Genomic DNA, 17,135 nt, shown 5'->3' on the forward strand with positions numbered 1-17,135 from the left:
GGGGAGCGTCGGTGTCGGTCGCCGGGCCGGGGGCGCGGCGCGGGGCGGCCGCGGCGCCGTCGGGGCCGGGGTCGGGGTGGAGCTTCACGCGGCGCTACTGCGCGGGTTCGGGATCGGCGGCGAGGGCCTGGGAGGAGCGGGCCGCGTAGTCGCGGTCGCCCAGCAGGACGGCGTCCAGCCCGTCGGACTCGGCCAGCCGGACCTGCACGGCCTCGCGCAGCGAGGTGGGCAGGTTCTTGCCCACGTAGTCGGCGCGGATGGGCAGTTCGCGGTGGCCGCGGTCGACCAGGACGGCCAGCCGGACGGCGCGCGGGCGGCCGATGTCGTTGAGCGCGTCGAGCGCGGCGCGGATCGTCCGGCCGGAGAACAGCACGTCGTCGACCATGACCACCAGCTTGCCGTCGATGCCGCCGGGCGGGATCTCGGTGTGCTCCTGGGCCCGGGCGGGCTTCAGCCGCAGGTCGTCCCGGTACATGGTGATGTCCAGCGTCCCGAGCGGGATCTCCCGGCCGGTGATCTGGGCCAGCTTGCCCTGGAGCCGACGGGCCAGGTGGACGCCGCGGGTGTGGATGCCGAGCAGCACGACGTCCTCGGCGCCCTTGGCGCGTTCGACGATCTCGTGCGCGATCCGGGTGACGACCCGGGCGATGTCGGTGGCGTCCAGCACCTGGTGCGGGGCGCGGGGGGTGGAACTGGGTGTGGTCATGCCGGAGCGGACCTCCTTCCCCGCCTCACGGGACGGGTCTTAAAGGATGTCTGGAATGGTTTCCGACCGCAGCCGGAGCCTCGCCCATGGTAGCAGCGTGCTGATCGCGGCCCGTTCGCCGCCCGTTCGCACGAGTGCCCCATTCGGCTTGACGCGCCACCCTCACTCTACGTAACCTCACAGTGAGTTACGAAGGTGCGCCGCAGTGGCCCTCGTCGCTCACATTTCAGCGCACGCGAAGCAATCTCGTCCGGGGAGATCCATTGTCCAGCGACTACGCGAAGCAGCTCGGAGCCAAGCTCCGGGCGATCCGCACTCAGCAGGGGCTCTCCCTGCACGGCGTCGAGGAGAAGTCCCAGGGTCGCTGGAAGGCTGTGGTCGTCGGCTCCTACGAGCGCGGTGACCGCGCGGTCACCGTGCAGCGCCTCGCCGAGCTGGCCGAGTTCTACGGCGTGCCGGTGCAGGAGCTGCTGCCCGGCGGCACCCCGGGCGGGGCCGCCGAGCCGCCGCCGCGCCTGGTCCTCGACCTGGAGCGGCTGACCCAGGTCCCGTCCGAGAAGGCCGGCCCGCTGCAGCGCTACGCCGCGACCATCCAGTCGCAGCGCGGCGACTACAACGGCAAGGTGCTCTCGATCCGCCAGGACGACCTGCGCACCCTGGCCGTCATCTACGACCAGTCCCCCTCGATCCTCACCGAGCAGCTGATCAGCTGGGGCGTGCTGAACCCGGACGCGCGCCGCGCGGTCCGCGAGGAGGACGCGAGCTGACCTCGGTCGGCCGCTCGTCCGTTTGAAGAAACGTCACAGCGGGGCGGGACACCGGAAGCAACCGGTCTCCCGCCCCGCTGTCTCGCGCTTCCCCGCCCGCCGTTCCGGGCCCGCCGGGCCGCGCCGGCCGGGCGGCTCAGACCACCGTGCCCAGACTGAACCCGGGGACCGCCGCCACCCCGGCCACCGCCAGCTCGGCCGGCGACCACTCCTGGCCGGTGCTCCGCCAGGCCCAGGCCACCTGCCGGTACTCCCCGCACAGCGCGCCCGAGCCCTGCGTCCCGTGCAGCACCGCGGCGCCCGGCAGTTCGCGGTAGAGCCCGGCGCACAGCACCGCGGTGACCAGGTCCAGGTCCTCGTCGTTGATCCGCACCGCGCCGTCCTCCCAGTGCAGCACCCGGGCCCGGGCCTCCAGCGGCCCGGACGGCGCGTCCACCACCACCCGGAACTCGTACGCCCCGCAGCCCGCCCCGACCAGCACCCGCCGGAACACCTCGGACGCCTGCTGGTACGTCCAGCGCGCCCGCGGCTCGGCCACCGCGCCCGCCGTCCCGCACAGCGCCCCGTCCATCAGCAGGTCCGCGTACCGGAGCGTCAGCCCGCCCTCGCGGGCCCGGACCAGCCGCGGCAGGAAGTCCGGCAGGTCCTCGCCGCGGTACGTCACCAGCTGGGTCTGCAGCGGCGGGTTGACCAGGTAGCCGTCCCGCGCGGCCTGCTCCCGCACGTCCAGCCCGTGCAGCAGGCAGTAGTCGGCGAAGTCCTCCGGGTGGAACATCCGGGCCCGGACGGTGCCGTACTCCTCGACCGCCCCGGCCAGCAGCTCCCCGGCCTCCCGCAGGTACGTGGCGTAGTCCGGCGCGTCCGTCACCTGCCAGGCCCGCACCCGCTCGAAGTCCGCCTCGCCGGTCAGGATGCCCGTCACGAAGACCTCCCCGCCCCGGTGCGAGGGCTCTGCACTGCAACGGCGCGGCCGGCGGCTGTTCCTGGACATCGGTGGCTCCCGGGGTTCTCGGTCGAGCAACTGCTGTCCCACTCCTCCCCTCCCACACCCGCCCCACACACACGGCCTGTCACAAGTCTGCAACCGACCGTCGCCGGAGCGGGTCCGGGCCGGGGGGCTCAGCGCGGCGTCTTCGCCAACTGGCGGGACTGGGCGACCAGTCGGCCGTTCTCGTCCCAGATCTCGCAGTCCTCCTCGAAGTACCCGCCGGCCACGTTGCGGGTGGCGTGGGAGACCCGGAGCCAGCCGTCGGCGGGCAGCGCCCGGACGTGCACGGTGAGTTCGATGGTGGGGGCCCAGCCGGGGCGGCCGAGGTCGAAGGTGACCGGCGGGAGGGCGTCGGCGGCGAGCAGCAGGGAGAGCGGGTCGGCGGGGCGCTTGTCGGCGAGCCGGAACCAGCCCTGGATCCGCCCCCGCTTGGACGGCTGCCCCATCGCCCAGCCGATGGCGGCCGGGTCGAGCCGCAGGTCGAGGCGCTGCAACAGGGCGGCCTGGGCGATGAGTTCGCGCGGGGCGTGCTCGACGCCTATGCACTGCTCGGGCCCGGGCAGCTCCGGCGGCAGCGCGGTGGTGGCGACCTCCGCGTCGAGCCCGGCGAGGTCGGTGAAGGAGGCGGTCAGGCGCAGCCGCTCCTCGCCGCCCTGGGAGAGGACGGCGCTGCCGGTGGCCAGGCTGCGCCCGCGCCGGACGATCTCGGTGCGGACGGTGGCCGGGCCGGGCCGGGAGGCGGAGACGTAGGTGCCGCTGACGGTGAGCGGGTGCGGGTGCGCCGGTCCGGCCTCCCGGGCGAGGGCGTGCGCGGCGAAGGCGAGCAGCAGGCCGCCGTTGACGCCGCCGCCGATCTGCCAGCCGTCGCCGAGTTCGCCGTCGTAGCGGCCGGGTTCGCCGGGGTGCGGGGTGAGCGCGATGCCCTGGTCGAACTCGAAGGCGGGGGTGGTCTCCGGCATGGCTTCGCGGCCCTTCTGCGCGGCGGGCAAGAACATTACTTGCCGGTAGCTTACGCGCGAAGGCCGCCGGACCAACAGGTCCGGCGGCCTTCGGGAGGTGCGGGGCTCAGCGCCGGATGCTCGGCTTGAGCTCCATGAACCGGGCGAGCAGGCCGTTGACGAAGGCCGGCGACTCGTCCGTGGAGAACTCCTTGGCGATCTCCACCGACTCGTCCAGGACCACCGCGTCGGGCGTCCCGTCCTCCCAGATCAGCTCGTACGCACCGAGCCGGAGCACGTTGCGGTCGGCGATCGGCATCCGGTCCAGCGTCCAGCCCACCGCGTAGGTGGAGATCAGGTCGTCGATGGTGCGCGCGTGCTGCGCGTAGCCCTCGACCAGCTGCATGGTGTACTCCGCGACCTGCGGGATGCCCTCGTCCGGACGGGGGTCGCGGGCCCGCGCGATCCAGTCGGCGAGCACCCGTTCGGGGGACACGCCGCGGTGGTCCGCCTCGAACAGGATCTGGAAGGCCCGGGTGCGGGCCTTGCTACGAGCAGCCGCCACGGTTACTTGACCCGGCCGAGGTAGCTGCCGTCGCGGGTGTCGACCTTGACCTTCTCGCCCGTGGTGACGAACAGCGGCACCTGGATCTCGGCGCCGGTCTCCAGGGTGGCGGGCTTGGTGCCGCCGGTGGAGCGGTCGCCCTGGACGCCCGGCTCGGTCTCGGCGATGACCAGCTCGACCGCGGCGGGGAGCTCGACGTACAGCGGGACGCCCTCGTTCTGCGCGACCAGGGCCTCGAAGCCCTCCAGCAGGTACTTGGCGGCGTCGCCGACGGTGGCGGAGTCGACCGGGACCTGGTCGTAGGTGTCCATGTCCATGAAGATGAACGCGTCGCCGTCGCGGTACGAGTACTGCATGGTCCGCTTGTCGACGTTGGCGGTCTCGACCTTGATGCCCGCGTTGAAGGTCTTCTCGACGACCTTGCCGGAGAGGACCTCCTTCAGCTTGGTGCGAACGAAGGCCGGGCCCTTGCCGGGCTTGACGTGCTGGAACTCGACGACGGTCCAGAGCTTGCCGCCGTCCAGCTTGAGGACCATGCCGTTCTTGAGATCGTTCGTGGTAGCCACGGGCGCACTTACTCCTGATATGTCCGCTGTCAAGGAACACCAAGCGGCGCGCCGCCGGGACCGGGCTCGGTCACAGCGCGAGGAGCTCCTTGGTGGTGATGGTGAGCAGCTCGGGCCCGCCCTCCTCGGGAGGCCGCACCACGAGCGTGTCCTCGATCCGGACGCCGCCCCGACCCGGGAGATGGACCCCGGGGCCGACGGTGACCGGCACGCGATTGTCCAGTTTACCCATGTCGGCGGGCCCCAGGCGCGGAGCCTCCCGGATCTCCAGGCCGATGCCGTGCCCCAGGGCGTGCACGGAGCGCTCGGCGTGGCCCGCGGCCTGGAGGATCGAGCGGGCCGCGTCGTCCGGGACGTGCTGCTCGACGCCGGGGCCGAGGGCCTCCCGGCCGGCCCGCTGGGCGTGGAAGACCAGCCGGTGCAGCTCGACCTGCCAGGCGGCGGGGGCGGCGCCGATCACGAAGGTGCGGGCGGTGGAGATGCCGTAGCCGCGGTAGCTGGCGCCGAGCGCGACGGTGAGGAAGTCGCCCTCCTCGACCCGGCGGTCGGTGGGCTGGTGGCGCTCCAGGCCGGAGTGGGTGCCGGTGCCGACCGAGACCGGGAAGGCGGCCCGGTCGGCGCCGTGGTCGATCATCCGGCGCTCCAGCTCCATCGCCAGGTGCCGCTCGGTGCGGCCGACCAGGATGGATTCGAGCAGCTCGCCGAGGGCCTGGTCGGCGATCTCGGCGGCGATCCGCAGGTCGGCGATCTCGTGCTCGTCCTTGACCACCCGCAGCCGCTCGACCGCCCGGTCCAGGTCCAGCAGCCGGTCCGCCTGCGCCAGCCGGGCGACGGCGCGGTGCCGGGCCACCGTGAGGTCGTGCTCCTCGACGGCCAGGTCGCGCACCCGCAGCCGGGCGGCGGCCTCGGCGGCGGCGCACGCCGCGTCGGCCTCGCCGGGCACCGGCAGCCGGGTGACCTCCGGGTCGAGCCGCCGTTCGCCGCCCTCGCCGCCCTCGGCCGGCTCGGCGTCCTCGGGCACCGCGAGCACCGCGCGCTCGCGGGTGAGCAGCAGCGCGGCGCCCAGCGGCGGGCAGCCGGTCAGGTAGCGGACGTTGGCGGCGCGCGTGATCAGCGCGGCGTCGGCCCCGGAGGCGCTGCAGTGCTCGCGGAGGCGTTCGCGTCGTTCGGCGTGCGCGTCGGACATGCTCCGAGCCTACGAACGGGGGCCCCGGGGCGCCTGTCGGGGCGGGCCGTCGGGTGGGGAATGCCCGGCGGGGCGGCCGTGTTGTGACCTGATGAAAACGGCAATCGTTGCCGGGAGAAGGACGGAGAGGAGGCGGGCATGGCACGCAGCGAACTGCGACCGGTGGTCACGCTCCGGTCGACGGCGGGCACCGGGTTCACGTACGCGACGCGGAAGAACCGCCGCAACGACCCGGACCGGATGGTGCTGAGGAAGTTCGATCCGGTGGCCGGGCGGCACGTGGAGTTCCGCGAGGCCCGCTGAGGCACCCGGGGAGCCCGGAGGGCCAGACCGACCGACACACAGCGAGGAGGAGCAGTCATGCAGCAGGGAATTCACCCCGACTACCGTCCGGTGGTGTTCCGCGACAAGACCGGGGGCCTGTCGTTCCTGACCCGTTCCACCGCCGCGAGCGAGCGGACGGTCGAGTGGGCCGACGGGCGGACGTACCCGGTGGTGGACGTCGAGACGTCCTCGGCGAGCCACCCGTTCTACACCGGCAGGGCCCGGCTGATGGACACCGAGGGCCGGGTGGAGCTGTACCGGCGCAGGTACGGCGGCTGACGGCGCACGGCGGGACGCGAAGGGCCCCGGGGCTTCCCCGGGGCCCTTCGCCCGTGTCCGGTCGGCGGTCGGCGGTCGGCGGTCGGCTACGCGCCGGGCGGGGGGACCGAGACCACCATGGTGACCAGGCACGGCGCGTCGCCGTCGTTGCGGTAGCCGTGCGCGGTGCCGGCCTCGTAGGAGGCGGTGGCCCCGGCCGGGACGCGGTGCTCGCGGCCGTCCAGGGTGAGGGTGAGCACGCCCTCGTCGACCCGGGCGATCTCGACGGTGCCGGGCGGGTGCGGGTCGGAGGCGTGCGACTCGCCGGGGTGCAGCCGCCAGGACCACAGCTCCAGCGGCCCGGGGGCCTCGGCGCCGCCGAGCAGGGTGCCGCTGCCGCCCCCGGGGCCGTTCCACAGCCGGACGGCCTGCTCGGCGGGGACGATCCGGACGGCGGAGGTCTCGTCGTAGTCGAGCAGCCGGGCGATCGAGACCCCGAGCGCGTCGGCGAGCCGGACCACGGTGCCCACGCTCGGGTTGGTGCGGGCCTGTTCGATCTGGACGACCATGCCGCGGCTGACCCCGGAGCGGGCGGCCAGGGCGTCCAGGGTGTGGCCGCGTTCGAGCCGCAGACGCTTGAGGTTGCGGGCGAGGGCCTGGGTGACGAGATCGGCGTCCGGCACGGGCAGTCCAATATTCTGGTTGGGTGAGTGCAGCAGGTTGAACTATGCTGCGGCGGCATCGACAGATCCACCGACTGTACTGCGGGGTCCACCATGCTGTCCGCCTGCCGGTTCCTCCGGTGAGCGCCGCGTTCGCGCTGCTCGCCAGCCTGCTCTGGGGCGTCGCCGACTACGGGGGCGGGGCGATCACCCGGCGGGTGCCCGCGCCGACCGTGGTGGTGCTCTCCCAGTCGGCCGCCGCCGCGGTGCTCGCGGCGGCGGTGACCGCCACCGGCGGCTGGCCGGGGGCCTCCCCCGCCCTCTGGTACGCGGTGGCGGCGGGCGTGGTCGGGCCGTTCGCGCTGCTGGCGTTCTACCGGGCGCTGGCGCTCGGGCCGATGGGCGTGGTGTCGCCGCTGGCCACCGTCGGCGTGCTGGTGCCGATCGGCGTCGGCCTGTTCCTCGGCGAACGGCCCGGCGCCGTCCAGGGGTTGGGCATCGCGGTGGCCGTCGCCGGGGTCGCCCTGGCGGGCGGCCCGCAGCGCGGCGGGCCCGCGGTCGGCCGGCGGGTGCTGGTGCTGACGCTGGGCGCGGCGTTCGCCTTCGGGGCGGTGCTGGCCCTGGTCGCGCACGCCGGCGCGGGCGGCGCCCTGCTGCTCACGCTGTGCGTGCAGCGGCTGACCAACGCGGTGGTCGGGGCCGGGATGCTGGCCGCCGCGGCCCGCCGGCGGCCCCTCGGACTTTCGGCGGGCGCCCGGTCGCTGCCCGCGCTGACCGCCGTCGGGGTGGCCGACGTGGCCGCGAACGGCCTGTACGCGGCCGCCTCGCACCTGGGGTCGGTGGCGGTGGCGGCCGTACTGGCCTCGCTCTACCCGGTGGTCACCGCACTGATGGCGCGCGGCCTGCTGAAGGAGCGGCTGCTGCGGGTGCAGGTGGTGGGCGCGGGCCTCGCGGTGGCCGGGACGCTGATCCTGGCCGCCGGCTGACGCGCCGTCAGGACGCGCCCGCCCGCGGGCCGCCGAACGTCCGGGAGCGCTTGGCGATCCGCCAGTAGCCGATCGCGGCGGCCCAGACCACCACGAACAGGCCGACGATCACGAAGCCGACGTTGTCCAGGCCGAGGCCGGCGATCCAGCCGGTGACGGGATCGGTCAGGCCGAACTTGTCGTGCAGCACGGCGACCAGCTCGATGGTGCCGATCACGAAGGCCACCGCGATCGACAGCCCGGTGATGGTCAGGTTGTAGTACACCTTGCGGACCGGGTTCGAGAACGCCCACTGGTAGGCGATGTTCATGAACGTGCCGTCCAGGGTGTCGAACAGGCTCATCCCGGCGGCGAACAGCAGCGGCAGGCAGACCACCGCGTACCAGGGCAGGCCGGAGGCCGCGCCGGAGCCCGCCATCACCATCAGGGTGACCTCGGTGGCGGTGTCGAAGCCCAGGCCGAGCACCATGCCGACCGGGAACATCTGCCCGGGGCGGCTGATCGAGCGGGTGGCCCGGTTCAGCAGCCGGGCCAGGAAGCCCCGGGCGTCCAGGTGCTTCTCCAGCTCGGCCTCGTCGTACTCCCCGGCCCGCATCGCCCGGAACACCCGCCAGATGCCCAGCAGGGCGACCAGGTTGAGCGCCGCGATCAGGTAGAGGAAGGCGCCGGACGCGGTGGTGCCGACGGTGCCCAGCACCTGGTGGGTGGTCGAGTCCTCGTCCATCAGGGTGCCCGCCAGCGCCGCGCCCCCGGCCACCAGGGCGGCCATCAGCACCACCATCGAGGAGTGGCCGAGCGCGAACCAGAAGCCCACCGAGACCGGGCGGCGGCCGTCCGCCATCAGCTTGCGGGTGGTGTTGTCGATCACCGCGATGTGGTCGGCGTCGAAGGCGTGCCGCATCCCCAGGGTGTACGCGGTGACGCCCAGGCCGACGCCGAACACCTGGGTGCCGACCCGGTAGTCGTGCGGCACCACCAGGAACAGCAGCGTCCCGAAGGCCACCGCGTGCAGGGCCAGGATCACCGCCATCAGCCCGGCCGTGCGCAGGGTGTCCTCGCGCCGCCAGCGCAGGGCGGGCAGGACGGCGACCGGGCCGGTCCCGGCCAGGGTCGATTCGGGCGCGGTCATCCGCGGATCACGCTCCAGCACCTCGTGGATCACTTCGTGAGATGCCGTGGCCGGTCTCCTGGCTGACGGGGTGTTGCGCGCCGGCGCCCGGCCTTCCCGGCCGCGGGGGCCAGTGGCACGGGGTGGGAGCCGACGACTCCCCGATCACAGTGGCGAGGGCCGCTCCGGACTCCCGTGCCGCGCACTCGCGTGGCGGACACGGTGCACCGGCTTCCCGAGCACCACGGCCCGCCCACCGTAGGCCCGCCGCGGGTGCCGCGGCAAGGGCGCACCCGGGCCGGGGTGGCGCAGATCACGCCTGGTCAGCGGTGTGCTGACCACCGGTCAGGCCATCCAGAAGAAGACGCAGGTCATCCGCTTCTCCTCCAGCGCCGTCCCGTGGTACTCGGTCGCGGTGTGGATCAGGTTGGCGGTGTAGAGCAGCAGCCGGTTGTAGCGGTGCGGGACGGCCAGGTCCTCGGTGAAGGAGTCCGGCGGGACGAAGCGGGTGCCCAGCGCGTCCACCAGGTTGTTGTGCGGGGCGACCACGCTGTTGCCGCCGAGCCGGCCGCCGGGCAGGCTCTGCCGGTAGAAGCTGGTGCCGCAGCGCTTGGGGACGGCCGGGTTGAGGTACAGCACGGCGGCGTAGCGGCACAGCGAGCGGGAGTCGGTGTGCGGGCGCGGCTCGCACTCCCCGGCGCCCACCACCTGCACGCAGTTGTGGTTGAAGGTGCCGCCCTCGGCCTCGTCCAGCGCCCAGATCCGCGGCGCGCCGGTGGCCTCCCGGACCAGCTCCTCGACCCGCGCCAGCTCCGCCGGCTCCAGGCCGGGCATGGCTCGCAGGCCCGGCCAGGACTCCGGCTTGTGCGGGTAGCCCTCGTCCCAGTCGGTGCGCGCCAGGTGCCGGGCGCGCACCGCGTCCGGGTCCGGGAGGACGTCGTCCAGGACCCAGTAGTCACGGCCGCGGGTGGGCTTGCGGTACGGCAGGACCGGGAGCACCGGGGCGGGGCGCCGGTCCTGGAACGGGAGAGCGGGCATGGACCCGACAATAGGAGCGGCGTTCCGGGGCCTCGCCCAAGATCCGGTCAACCTTGCGTCAAGGCTTGCCCGTGACGCGGCGTCAGGACCGCTGGCAGCGCGGGCACCAGAACAGGTTCCGGGCGGCCAGCTCCTCGGTGCGGACCGGGGTGCCGCAGACCAGGCAGGGCCGGTCGTGCCGCCGGTACACGTACACCTCGCCGCCGTGGTCGTCCACCCGCGGCGGGCGGCCCATCGCCTCCGGGGTGTGCTCGGGGCGGACGGTGTCGATCCGGCCCGCGGCCACGCCGTCGTGCATCAGCGCCACCAGGTCCGTCCAGATCGCGTCCCACTCGGCCCGGGACAGCTCGCGCCCGGGGCGGTGCGGGCTGATCCCGAGCCGGAACAGCACCTCGGCGCGGTACACGTTCCCGACGCCGGCCAGCACCTTCTGGTCCATCAGCAGCGCGGCCACCGTGCTGCCGCTGCGGGAGACCCGCCGCCAGGCCGCCTCCCCCGACTCCCCGGCCCGCAGCGGGTCCGGCCCCAGCCGGCGGTGGACGGCCGCCTTCTCCTCCGGCGTGAGCAGCTCGCAGGCGGTCGGCCCGCGCAGGTCGGCGTACCCGGTGTCGTTGACCATCCGCAGCCGGACCTGCCCGACCGGCTCGGGCGCCTCGCCCGCCCCGAACGCGTACTTCCCGTACAGCCCCAGGTGCACGTGCAGCCAGTGCTCGCCGAAGCCCAGGAACAGGTGCTTGCCGTGCGCCTCCGCCTCGTCCAGCACCCGCCCGTCGATCAGCGCGGCCCCCTCCGCGAAGCGCCCCTGCGGGCTGGAGACCCGCACCGGGCGCCCCCCGAACAGCTCGTCGTTCCGCCTGGCCAGGCGGTGGATCACATGCCCCTCGGGCACCGGCGGTCAACTCCTCGGTCGTGGTGGTCGCGAGGAGTCCATTGTCCCAGGGCGCTCGGACAGGCCGGGCGGCCCGGTTCAGAGGGCGGCGGCGGCCTCGCGCAGGGCGGCGAGTTCGGCCAGGGCGAGGGCGGTGAAGTCCTGGCCGGGGCGGGCCGCCCAGTGGGCGAGGGCGGTGCGCAGGGCGAGCAGGGTGAGTTCGGCGGTGAGGACGGCGGCCGGGTCGGGGACGCCGCGCCCGCGCAGGGCCGCGGTGAGGGCGGTGGCGAGGGCCTCGCGCTTGAGGAGTTCGCGTTCGGTGAGCTCGGGGTTGGCGGCGACCACCTGCTGGCGCTCGCGGACGGCGGGGTGGCGTTCGGCGGTGAAGGCGTGGGCGCCGGCGGCGGCGAGGGCGGCCCCGGCGGCCTCCAGCGGGCCGGCCCCGGGCGGGGCGGCGGCGATCGCGTCGGCGAGCAGGCGCAGCAGCGCGTCGCCGCCGGAGAGCACCTCGCGCTTGTCGGCGAAGTGCCGGAAGAAGGTGCTCTTGGCCAGCCCGGCGCGTTCGGCGATCTCGGCGACGGTGGTGCGGTCGTAGCCCTGGTGGACGAAGAGTTCGAGCGCCGCGCGCTCCAGCCGTTCGCGCGCGTTCGGGTCCCATCTGGCCATGGCACGGAGTCTACGTGACGGGAGATGGTCGCATCACGGGGCTCCGCGCGTTATGGTGACGGGACAAGGTCCCATCACTCGGAGGTCCACCCCCATGCACGTCTTCGTCACCGGAGCCACCGGCCACCTCGGCTCCGCCCTCGTCCCCGAACTGCTCGCCGCCGGCCACCGGGTCACCGGCCTGGCCCGCTCCGACGCCTCCGCCACCGCGCTCACCGCCCTCGGCGCGGACGTCCGCCGCGGCGACCTCGACGACCTGGACGGCCTGCGGGCCGCCGCCTCGGCCGCCGACGGGGTGGTCCACCTCGCCTTCAAGCACGAGGCGATGGCCCAGGGCGACTACGCGGGCGCGATGGCCGACGACCTGAAGGCCGTCCGGGTCCTGGTCGAGGCGCTCGCGGGCACCGGCAAGCCGCTGGTCGGCACCGGCGGGACGGGCGGCGGCAACACGCCCGGCCGGCCCTCCTTGGAGAGCCTGGTCGCCCCCGGCGCCCCGCGCACCGAGGCCGAGCAGGCGATCGTCGACGCCGCGGCGGACGGGGTGCGCTCCAGCGTCGTCCGGCTGCCCCCGGTCGTCCACAGCCCGCTCGACCGGCACGGCTTCGTCCCCACCCTGATCCGGATCGCCCGCGCCACCGGCACCTCCGGCTACCTCGGCGAGGGCACCAACCGCTGGCCCTCCGTCCACACCCTGGACGCCGCCCACCTCTACCGCCTCGCCCTCGAACACGCCCCCGCCGGCACCCGCCTGCACGCCGTCGACGACGAGGGCGTCCCCTTCCGCGAGATCGCCGAACGCATCGGCATCCGCCTCGGCGTCCCCACCGCCCCCGTCCCCGAGGACCGCGCCGCCGAACACTTCGGCTTCCTCGCCCGCCTCGTCCCCCTCGACCTGCCCGCCTCCTCCGAAGCCACCCGCACCCTGCTCGACTGGCAGCCCCGGCACCCGGGCCTGCTCGACGACCTCGACCAGGACCACTACTTCACCGAGAGCTGACCCCCGCACACCCGCGACCGCACGGCCCGGGGCGGCGACCGCCTCCAACCCCCTCCGCCCCTCGCCGCGCAGCGGAACCTCAGCGCGCGTGCAACCGACTCAGGACCGGCGGAACCTCAGCGCGCGTGCAACCGGCTCAGGACCGCGTGGTCCAGGGCCGCCGCGGTCTCCGGGACGCCCCCACCCCCTCGCCGCGCAGCGGAACCTCAACGCGCGTGCAACCGGCTCAGGACCGCGTGGTCCAGGGCCGCCGCGGTCTCCGGGACGCTCAGGTTGGAGTTGTCGATGATCGGCAGGCCGGAGGTGCGCCAGCCGGCCATCCGGCCGTGGATGTGGGCGACTTGGTCGTCGGAGAGGCGGCGGTTGCCGGAGCGTTCGGCGTTGCGGGCGAGGACGCGGTCGAGGCCGGGGAGCAGGACGACGGGGATCATGCCGGGGCCGATGTGGCGTTTCCAGCCGCCGAGGCCGATCGCGGGGCGGTCGGGGAAGACCGCGTCGTCGATGATGCAGGAGATGCCGTTGGCGAGGTAGTTGCGGCAGGCGAAGCCGCAGGTGCGGCGGGCCAGGCGGTACTGGGCCTCGGAGGCGGTGTTCCAGCCGGACTGCGGGTTGGCGAAGCCGGACTGGACCCACTCGCGGACGTCGTCGAGGCTGATGTGCGCGGTGGGGGCGGGCCGGCGTTCGGCCCAGTACCGGGCGACGGTGGTCTTGCCGGCGCCGGCCGGGCCGATCAGCAGGACGGCGATCGGGCCGGGCAGCGGGGCGGGGAACGCGGGCTGCTGCGGTGGCGGGGCGGGCAGTTGGACGGTCCCTCCGGTCGGGAGCAGGAAGTGGCCGGTGCCGCCGGACGCGACCGGGCCGACGGCCTTCAGCGGGACGGTCGGGCGGTCCGGCCGGGGCGCGGTCGGCCCCAGGGTGGGGATCGCCTGGGTGGCGCCGGGCAGGGCCGGTGCGGGGTACGGCGGCTGAGGGCCCGTCGGCTGCGGGGACACCGCAGGTCGTGGTGGCACTTGGCCCCCCGCGTGCTGGTTCTGCGCGTACTGGCTCACCGTCACCTCCCTGCGCCGAATGTACACGTCGGCCCGGTGGCGGGCACAAGTCCGCCACCGGGCCCGGCGTGCGTCAGCGGCCGGTGAGCTGCTCGGCGAGGGCGCGCAGGGCGAGCTCGTAGGAGCCGAGGCCGAAGCCGGCGATGGTGCCGGAGGCGACGGCGGCGATGACCGAGGTGTGCCGGAAGGTCTCGCGGGTGTACGGGTTGGAGATGTGCACCTCGACCAGCGGGGCGGTGCGCTGGGCGGCGGCGTCGCGTATCGCGTACGAGTAGTGGGTGAAGGCGCCCGGGTTGATCACCACGGGGGTCTTCGCGTCCGCCGCCTCGTGCAGCCAACCGACCATCTCCGCCTCGGAGTTGGTCTCCCGGACCTCCACCGACAGGCCCAGTTCGGCGCCGAGCGCGGTGCAGCGCTCGACCAGGCCCGCGTACGAGGTGGAGCCGTACACGTCGGGTTCGCGGGAGCCGAGCCGGCCCAGGTTGGGGCCGTTCAGGACCAGGACGCGGGTGGCGGGCGTGCTCATCCGGAGACCTCCCCGTAGGCGGCGACCAGCACGGACGGGTCCGGGCCCTCCAGGATGGAGGTCCTGGCCAGGCCGTCCAGGACGACGAAGCGCAGCAGGTCGCCGCGCGACTTCTTGTCGATCTTCATGGCGTCCAGCAGCTTCGGCCAGGCGTCCGCGCGGTAGGTCAGCGGCAGGCCGACCGAGGCCAGCACGGTGCGGTGGCGGTCGGCGGTGGCGTCGTCCAACCGCCCGGCCAGGCGGCCGAGTTCGGCGGCGAAGACCATGCCGATGGAGATCGCCGCGCCGTGCCGCCACTTGTAGCGCTCGTTGCGCTCGATGGCGTGGCCCAGGGTGTGGCCGTAGTTGAGGATCTCGCGGCGGCCGGACTCCTTGAGGTCGCCGGAGACCACGTCGGCCTTGACCTGGATGGCCCGGCGGATCAGCTCCAGGGTGTGCGGCCCGGCCGGGGTGGTGGCGGCCTCCGGGTCGGCCTCGACCAGGTCGAGGATGACCGGGTCGGCGATGAAGCCGGCCTTGATCACCTCGGCCAGGCCGGAGACGTAGTCGTGCTTGCCGAGCGTCTCCAGGGTGTCGAGGTCGGCCAGCACGCCCGCGGGCGGGTGGAAGGCGCCGACCATGTTCTTGCCCTCGGCGATGTTGATGCCGGTCTTGCCGCCGACGGCCGCGTCGACCATGCCGAGCAGCGTGGTGGGCACCGAGATCCAGCGCACCCCCCGCAGCCAGGTCGCCGCGACGAAGCCCGCCAGGTCGGTGGTGGCGCCGCCGCCGAGGCCGACCACCACGTCGCTGCGGGTGAAGCCGGTCTGGCCGAGCACCGACCAGCAGTACGCGGCGACCTCGGCGCTCTTGGCGTCCTCGGCGTTCGGCACCTGGAGGGCGATCGCCTCGTAGCCCTGGTCGGCGAGGTCCGCGCGGACCGCCTCGCCGGTGGCCTCCAGGGCCTCCGGGTGGATGACGGCGACCCGCTTGGCCTTCGGGCCGATCAGCGGGGCGAGCTCGCCGAGCAGCTGGTGGCCGATCAGCACCTCGTAGGGGGCGTGGCCGTCGCTGCCCGCGACCTGGATGCGGACGAGGTCCGGGTCAGACATGGGGGTTCTCCAACTCCAGTGCGTCGAGTACGGCGTCGGCGACCTGTTCGGGCGTGCGGTCCCCGGTGTCGGCCACGGTGGTGGCGACCTCCAGGTAGAGCGGGCGGCGGGCCTCCATCAGCTCGCGCCAGCGGGCCCGCGGGTTGACCGCGAGCAGCGGGCGGGGGGCGTCCAGGCCGACCCGCTTGACCGCGTCGGCGAGCGGCACCTCCAGGAACACCACGGGCAGCGGGGCGAGCAGCGCCCGGGTCTCCTCGGCCATGACCGCGCCGCCGCCGAGCGCGAGCACGCCGGGGAAGCCGGTGACGGCGGCCCGGACGGCGGCCCGCTCCAGCTGCCGGAAGTGCGGCTCGCCCTCGTCGAGGAAGATCTCCGGGATGGGCTTGCCGGCGGCCTGCTCGACATCGGTGTCGGTGTCGCGGAACGGCAGGCCGAGGCGGTCGGCGAGGACCCGTCCGACGGTGGACTTGCCGCTGCCGGGCGGGCCGACCAGCACCACCGCGGGTGTGGCCGGTGCGCTCATCGGACGATCAGGTTGTCGAGGTAGGACTGCACGTTGCGGCGGGTCTCGGAGACGTTGTCGCCGCCGAACTTCTCCGCCACCGCGTCCGCCAGCACCAGCGCCACCATCGCCTCGGCGACGATGCCGGCCGCCGGGACGGCGCACACGTCGGAGCGCTGGTGGTGCGCCTTGGCCGGCTCGCCGGTGCGCACGTCCAGGGTCTGCAGGGCCCGCGGGACGGTCGCGATCGGCTTCATCGCGGCCCGCACCCGCAGCAGCTCGCCGGTGGACAGGCCGCCCTCGGTGCCGCCGGAGCGGCCGGAGGTGCGCCTGACGCCGTCCGGCGTCGGGACGATCTCGTCGTGCGCCTGCGAGCCGGGCACCCGGGCCAGCTCGAAGCCGTCGCCGACCTCGACGCCCTTGATCGCCTGGATGCCCATCAGCGCGGCGGCCAGCCGGGCGTCCAGCCGGCGGTCCCAGTGCACGTGCGAGCCGAGGCCGACCGGCACGCCGTAGGCCAGCACCTCGACCACACCGCCGAGGGTGTCGCCGTCCTTGTGGGCCTGGTCGATCTCGGCCACCATCGCCTTCGACGCGTCGGCGTCCAGGCAGCGCACCGGGTCCTCGTCCAGCCGGGCCTCGTCGGCGGGCAGCGGCAGCACCCCGGCCGGGGCCTTGGCGGCGGCCAGCTCCACCACGTGGCTGACGATCTCGATGCCGCAGGTCTCCTTGAGGTAGGAGCGGGCGACCGCGCCGAGCGCGACCCGGGCCGCGGTCTCCCGGGCGCTGGCGCGCTCCAGGATCGGCCGGGCCTCGTCGATCGAGTACTTCTGCATGCCCGCCAGGTCGGCGTGGCCGGGGCGGGGCCGGGTCAGCGCCTCGTTGCGGGCCAGGCCCGCGAGCACCTCGGGGTCGACCGGGTCGGCCGACATGACCTGCTCCCACTTCGGCCACTCGGTGTTGCCGACCATGACCGCCACCGGCGAGCCCATGGTCTCGCCGTGCCGGACTCCGCCGAGGAAGGTCACCTGGTCCTGCTCGAACTTCATCCGCGCGCCGCGGCCGTAACCGAGCCGGCGGCGGGCCAGCGCGTCGGCCACCATCGCGGTGGTGACCGGCACCCCGGCCGGCAGGCCCTCCAGCGTCGCGACCAGAGCGGGGCCGTGCGACTCCCCCGCCGTGAGCCAGCGCAAGCTACCCACCGAAAGCTCCTTCGTCAGCGGCCCGCGCCGTGAACGGCGGCCGGCCCGGCGTCTCGTCCTGCCCGGCCGCAGGAACACGGCGGGCGAACTCCGATCCTTTCACGTCCCGCAGGTCACCGGGGCCACGGTCCGGGTGGCGGAC

The 17,135-nt window shown here is 74.4% G+C and carries 21 protein-coding genes and 1 riboswitch; of the genes, 5 read left to right on the top strand and 16 right to left on the bottom strand.

Annotated features, from left to right (window positions below; translation table 11 throughout):
- Positions 1–94: 94 nt before the first annotated feature.
- On the bottom strand, positions 95–706 hold the full coding sequence (gene pyrR / locus ACIP60_RS28495) for a bifunctional pyr operon transcriptional regulator/uracil phosphoribosyltransferase PyrR (protein WP_111555853.1): 612 nt from the start codon (positions 704–706) through the stop codon (positions 95–97).
- 263 nt (positions 707–969) lie between these two features.
- Here pyrR and ACIP60_RS28500 point away from each other — a divergent pair, with 263 nt between their 5' ends.
- Positions 970–1,473: a transcriptional regulator gene (locus tag ACIP60_RS28500; RefSeq protein ID WP_030459171.1), complete on the top strand. Its 504-nt coding sequence runs from the start codon at positions 970–972 to the stop codon at positions 1,471–1,473.
- A gap of 136 nt (positions 1,474–1,609) precedes the next feature.
- On the opposite strand, the gene ACIP60_RS28505 is transcribed toward ACIP60_RS28500, so the two are convergent.
- The 5 genes from ACIP60_RS28505 to ACIP60_RS28525 form a co-directional block, all read right to left on the bottom strand.
- A complete protein-coding gene (locus tag ACIP60_RS28505) occupies positions 1,610–2,395 on the bottom strand; it encodes a hypothetical protein (protein WP_400689451.1) in 786 nt (261 codons plus the stop codon).
- A gap of 197 nt (positions 2,396–2,592) precedes the next feature.
- Positions 2,593–3,456 carry a thioesterase family protein gene (locus ACIP60_RS28510; protein WP_400689454.1) on the bottom strand — a complete coding sequence of 288 codons (864 nt, stop codon included), beginning with the start codon at positions 3,454–3,456 and terminating at the stop codon, positions 2,593–2,595.
- Positions 3,457–3,526: 70 nt separating this feature from the next.
- Complete coding sequence (gene nusB / locus ACIP60_RS28515) at positions 3,527–3,964, bottom strand: transcription antitermination factor NusB (protein WP_099897939.1); 438 nt, start codon at positions 3,962–3,964, stop codon at positions 3,527–3,529.
- Between the two features lie 2 nt (positions 3,965–3,966).
- A complete protein-coding gene (gene efp / locus ACIP60_RS28520) occupies positions 3,967–4,530 on the bottom strand; it encodes an elongation factor P (RefSeq protein ID WP_033211640.1) in 564 nt (187 codons plus the stop codon).
- 70 nt (positions 4,531–4,600) lie between these two features.
- Positions 4,601–5,716: an aminopeptidase P family protein gene (locus ACIP60_RS28525; protein ID WP_400689458.1), complete on the bottom strand. Its 1,116-nt coding sequence runs from the start codon at positions 5,714–5,716 to the stop codon at positions 4,601–4,603.
- Between the two features lie 138 nt (positions 5,717–5,854).
- On the opposite strand from ACIP60_RS28525, the gene rpmG reads away from it, so the two are divergent.
- Both rpmG and ACIP60_RS28535 read left to right on the top strand, forming a co-directional pair.
- On the top strand, positions 5,855–6,019 hold the full coding sequence (rpmG, locus tag ACIP60_RS28530; RefSeq protein ID WP_100835254.1) for a 50S ribosomal protein L33: 165 nt from the start codon (positions 5,855–5,857) through the stop codon (positions 6,017–6,019).
- A 57-nt stretch (positions 6,020–6,076) separates the two neighbouring features.
- Positions 6,077–6,319, top strand: coding sequence for a type B 50S ribosomal protein L31 (locus ACIP60_RS28535; RefSeq protein WP_400689461.1), 243 nt, complete (start codon positions 6,077–6,079; stop codon positions 6,317–6,319).
- Positions 6,320–6,405: 86 nt separating this feature from the next.
- On the opposite strand, the gene ACIP60_RS28540 is transcribed toward ACIP60_RS28535, so the two are convergent.
- Positions 6,406–6,981, bottom strand: coding sequence for a helix-turn-helix domain-containing protein (locus ACIP60_RS28540; protein WP_100835256.1), 576 nt, complete (start codon positions 6,979–6,981; stop codon positions 6,406–6,408).
- 119 nt (positions 6,982–7,100) lie between these two features.
- Between ACIP60_RS28540 and ACIP60_RS28545 the strand changes: the two genes are divergently transcribed.
- Positions 7,101–7,946, top strand: coding sequence for an EamA family transporter (locus tag ACIP60_RS28545; protein WP_400689466.1), 846 nt, complete (start codon positions 7,101–7,103; stop codon positions 7,944–7,946).
- A gap of 7 nt (positions 7,947–7,953) precedes the next feature.
- Here the strand turns inward: ACIP60_RS28545 and ACIP60_RS28550 are convergent, their stop codons facing one another.
- The 4 genes from ACIP60_RS28550 to ACIP60_RS28565 form a co-directional block, all read right to left on the bottom strand.
- Entirely contained in the window at positions 7,954–9,075 is a 1,122-nt protein-coding gene (locus tag ACIP60_RS28550) for a HoxN/HupN/NixA family nickel/cobalt transporter (protein ID WP_400689468.1), read from the bottom strand.
- Positions 9,076–9,105: 30 nt separating this feature from the next.
- A riboswitch (cobalamin riboswitch) is annotated at positions 9,106–9,316 on the bottom strand.
- 83 nt (positions 9,317–9,399) lie between these two features.
- Complete coding sequence (locus ACIP60_RS28555; RefSeq protein ID WP_400689474.1) at positions 9,400–10,092, bottom strand: DUF6445 family protein; 693 nt, start codon at positions 10,090–10,092, stop codon at positions 9,400–9,402.
- A gap of 82 nt (positions 10,093–10,174) precedes the next feature.
- Positions 10,175–10,981 carry an Fpg/Nei family DNA glycosylase gene (locus tag ACIP60_RS28560; RefSeq protein ID WP_400689477.1) on the bottom strand — a complete coding sequence of 269 codons (807 nt, stop codon included), beginning with the start codon at positions 10,979–10,981 and terminating at the stop codon, positions 10,175–10,177.
- Between the two features lie 78 nt (positions 10,982–11,059).
- On the bottom strand, positions 11,060–11,626 hold the full coding sequence (locus tag ACIP60_RS28565) for a helix-turn-helix domain-containing protein (RefSeq protein WP_400689480.1): 567 nt from the start codon (positions 11,624–11,626) through the stop codon (positions 11,060–11,062).
- 94 nt (positions 11,627–11,720) lie between these two features.
- On the opposite strand from ACIP60_RS28565, the gene ACIP60_RS28570 reads away from it, so the two are divergent.
- Positions 11,721–12,623, top strand: coding sequence for an SDR family oxidoreductase (locus tag ACIP60_RS28570; protein ID WP_400689483.1), 903 nt, complete (start codon positions 11,721–11,723; stop codon positions 12,621–12,623).
- A 206-nt stretch (positions 12,624–12,829) separates the two neighbouring features.
- On the opposite strand, the gene ACIP60_RS28575 is transcribed toward ACIP60_RS28570, so the two are convergent.
- From ACIP60_RS28575 to aroC, 5 genes are all read right to left on the bottom strand, one after another.
- Positions 12,830–13,678, bottom strand: a complete 849-nt coding sequence (locus ACIP60_RS28575) for an AAA family ATPase (RefSeq protein WP_400689486.1) — start codon at positions 13,676–13,678, stop codon at positions 12,830–12,832.
- 67 nt (positions 13,679–13,745) lie between these two features.
- Positions 13,746–14,198 (bottom strand): type II 3-dehydroquinate dehydratase, encoded by a 453-nt coding sequence (gene aroQ / locus ACIP60_RS28580; protein ID WP_400689488.1) that lies wholly within the window; start codon positions 14,196–14,198, stop codon positions 13,746–13,748.
- Entirely contained in the window at positions 14,195–15,289 is a 1,095-nt protein-coding gene (gene aroB / locus ACIP60_RS28585; RefSeq protein ID WP_400689491.1) for a 3-dehydroquinate synthase, read from the bottom strand. The genes aroQ and aroB overlap by 4 nt, the downstream gene beginning before the upstream one ends.
- A complete protein-coding gene (locus tag ACIP60_RS28590) occupies positions 15,282–15,812 on the bottom strand; it encodes a shikimate kinase (RefSeq protein WP_400689494.1) in 531 nt (176 codons plus the stop codon). Before ACIP60_RS28590 ends, aroB begins: the two co-directional genes overlap by 8 nt.
- The gene (gene aroC / locus ACIP60_RS28595) at positions 15,809–16,993 is read right to left on the bottom strand and encodes a chorismate synthase (RefSeq protein WP_400689497.1); all 1,185 of its coding nucleotides are present in this window, start codon (positions 16,991–16,993) and stop codon (positions 15,809–15,811) included. Before aroC ends, ACIP60_RS28590 begins: the two co-directional genes overlap by 4 nt.
- Positions 16,994–17,135 lie beyond the last annotated feature (142 nt).

Origin of the sequence: Kitasatospora sp. NPDC088783 (genome assembly GCF_044750705.1) — a bacterium.
Taxonomy (GTDB): Bacteria; Actinomycetota; Actinomycetes; order Streptomycetales; family Streptomycetaceae; genus Kitasatospora; species Kitasatospora fiedleri.

Excerpts from the sequence above, each read along its gene's own strand:
- ACIP60_RS28510 (WP_400689454.1), bottom strand. The coding sequence starts at position 3,456 with ATGTTCTTGCCCGCCGCGCAGAAGGGCCGCGAAGCCATGCCGGAGACC.
- ACIP60_RS28525 (WP_400689458.1), bottom strand. The coding sequence starts at position 5,716 with ATGTCCGACGCGCACGCCGAACGACGCGAACGCCTCCGCGAGCACTGC.
- rpmG (WP_100835254.1), top strand. The coding sequence starts at position 5,855 with ATGGCACGCAGCGAACTGCGACCGGTGGTCACGCTCCGGTCGACGGCG.
- aroB (WP_400689491.1), bottom strand. The coding sequence starts at position 15,289 with ATGTCTGACCCGGACCTCGTCCGCATCCAGGTCGCGGGCAGCGACGGC.
- ACIP60_RS28570 (WP_400689483.1), top strand. The coding sequence starts at position 11,721 with ATGCACGTCTTCGTCACCGGAGCCACCGGCCACCTCGGCTCCGCCCTC.
- ACIP60_RS28565 (WP_400689480.1), bottom strand. The coding sequence starts at position 11,626 with ATGGCCAGATGGGACCCGAACGCGCGCGAACGGCTGGAGCGCGCGGCG.
- ACIP60_RS28590 (WP_400689494.1), bottom strand. The coding sequence starts at position 15,812 with ATGAGCGCACCGGCCACACCCGCGGTGGTGCTGGTCGGCCCGCCCGGC.
- pyrR (WP_111555853.1), bottom strand. The coding sequence starts at position 706 with ATGACCACACCCAGTTCCACCCCCCGCGCCCCGCACCAGGTGCTGGAC.
- aroQ (WP_400689488.1), bottom strand. The coding sequence starts at position 14,198 with ATGAGCACGCCCGCCACCCGCGTCCTGGTCCTGAACGGCCCCAACCTG.
- ACIP60_RS28550 (WP_400689468.1), bottom strand. The coding sequence starts at position 9,075 with ATGACCGCGCCCGAATCGACCCTGGCCGGGACCGGCCCGGTCGCCGTC.
- ACIP60_RS28535 (WP_400689461.1), top strand. The coding sequence starts at position 6,077 with ATGCAGCAGGGAATTCACCCCGACTACCGTCCGGTGGTGTTCCGCGAC.
- ACIP60_RS28555 (WP_400689474.1), bottom strand. The coding sequence starts at position 10,092 with ATGCCCGCTCTCCCGTTCCAGGACCGGCGCCCCGCCCCGGTGCTCCCG.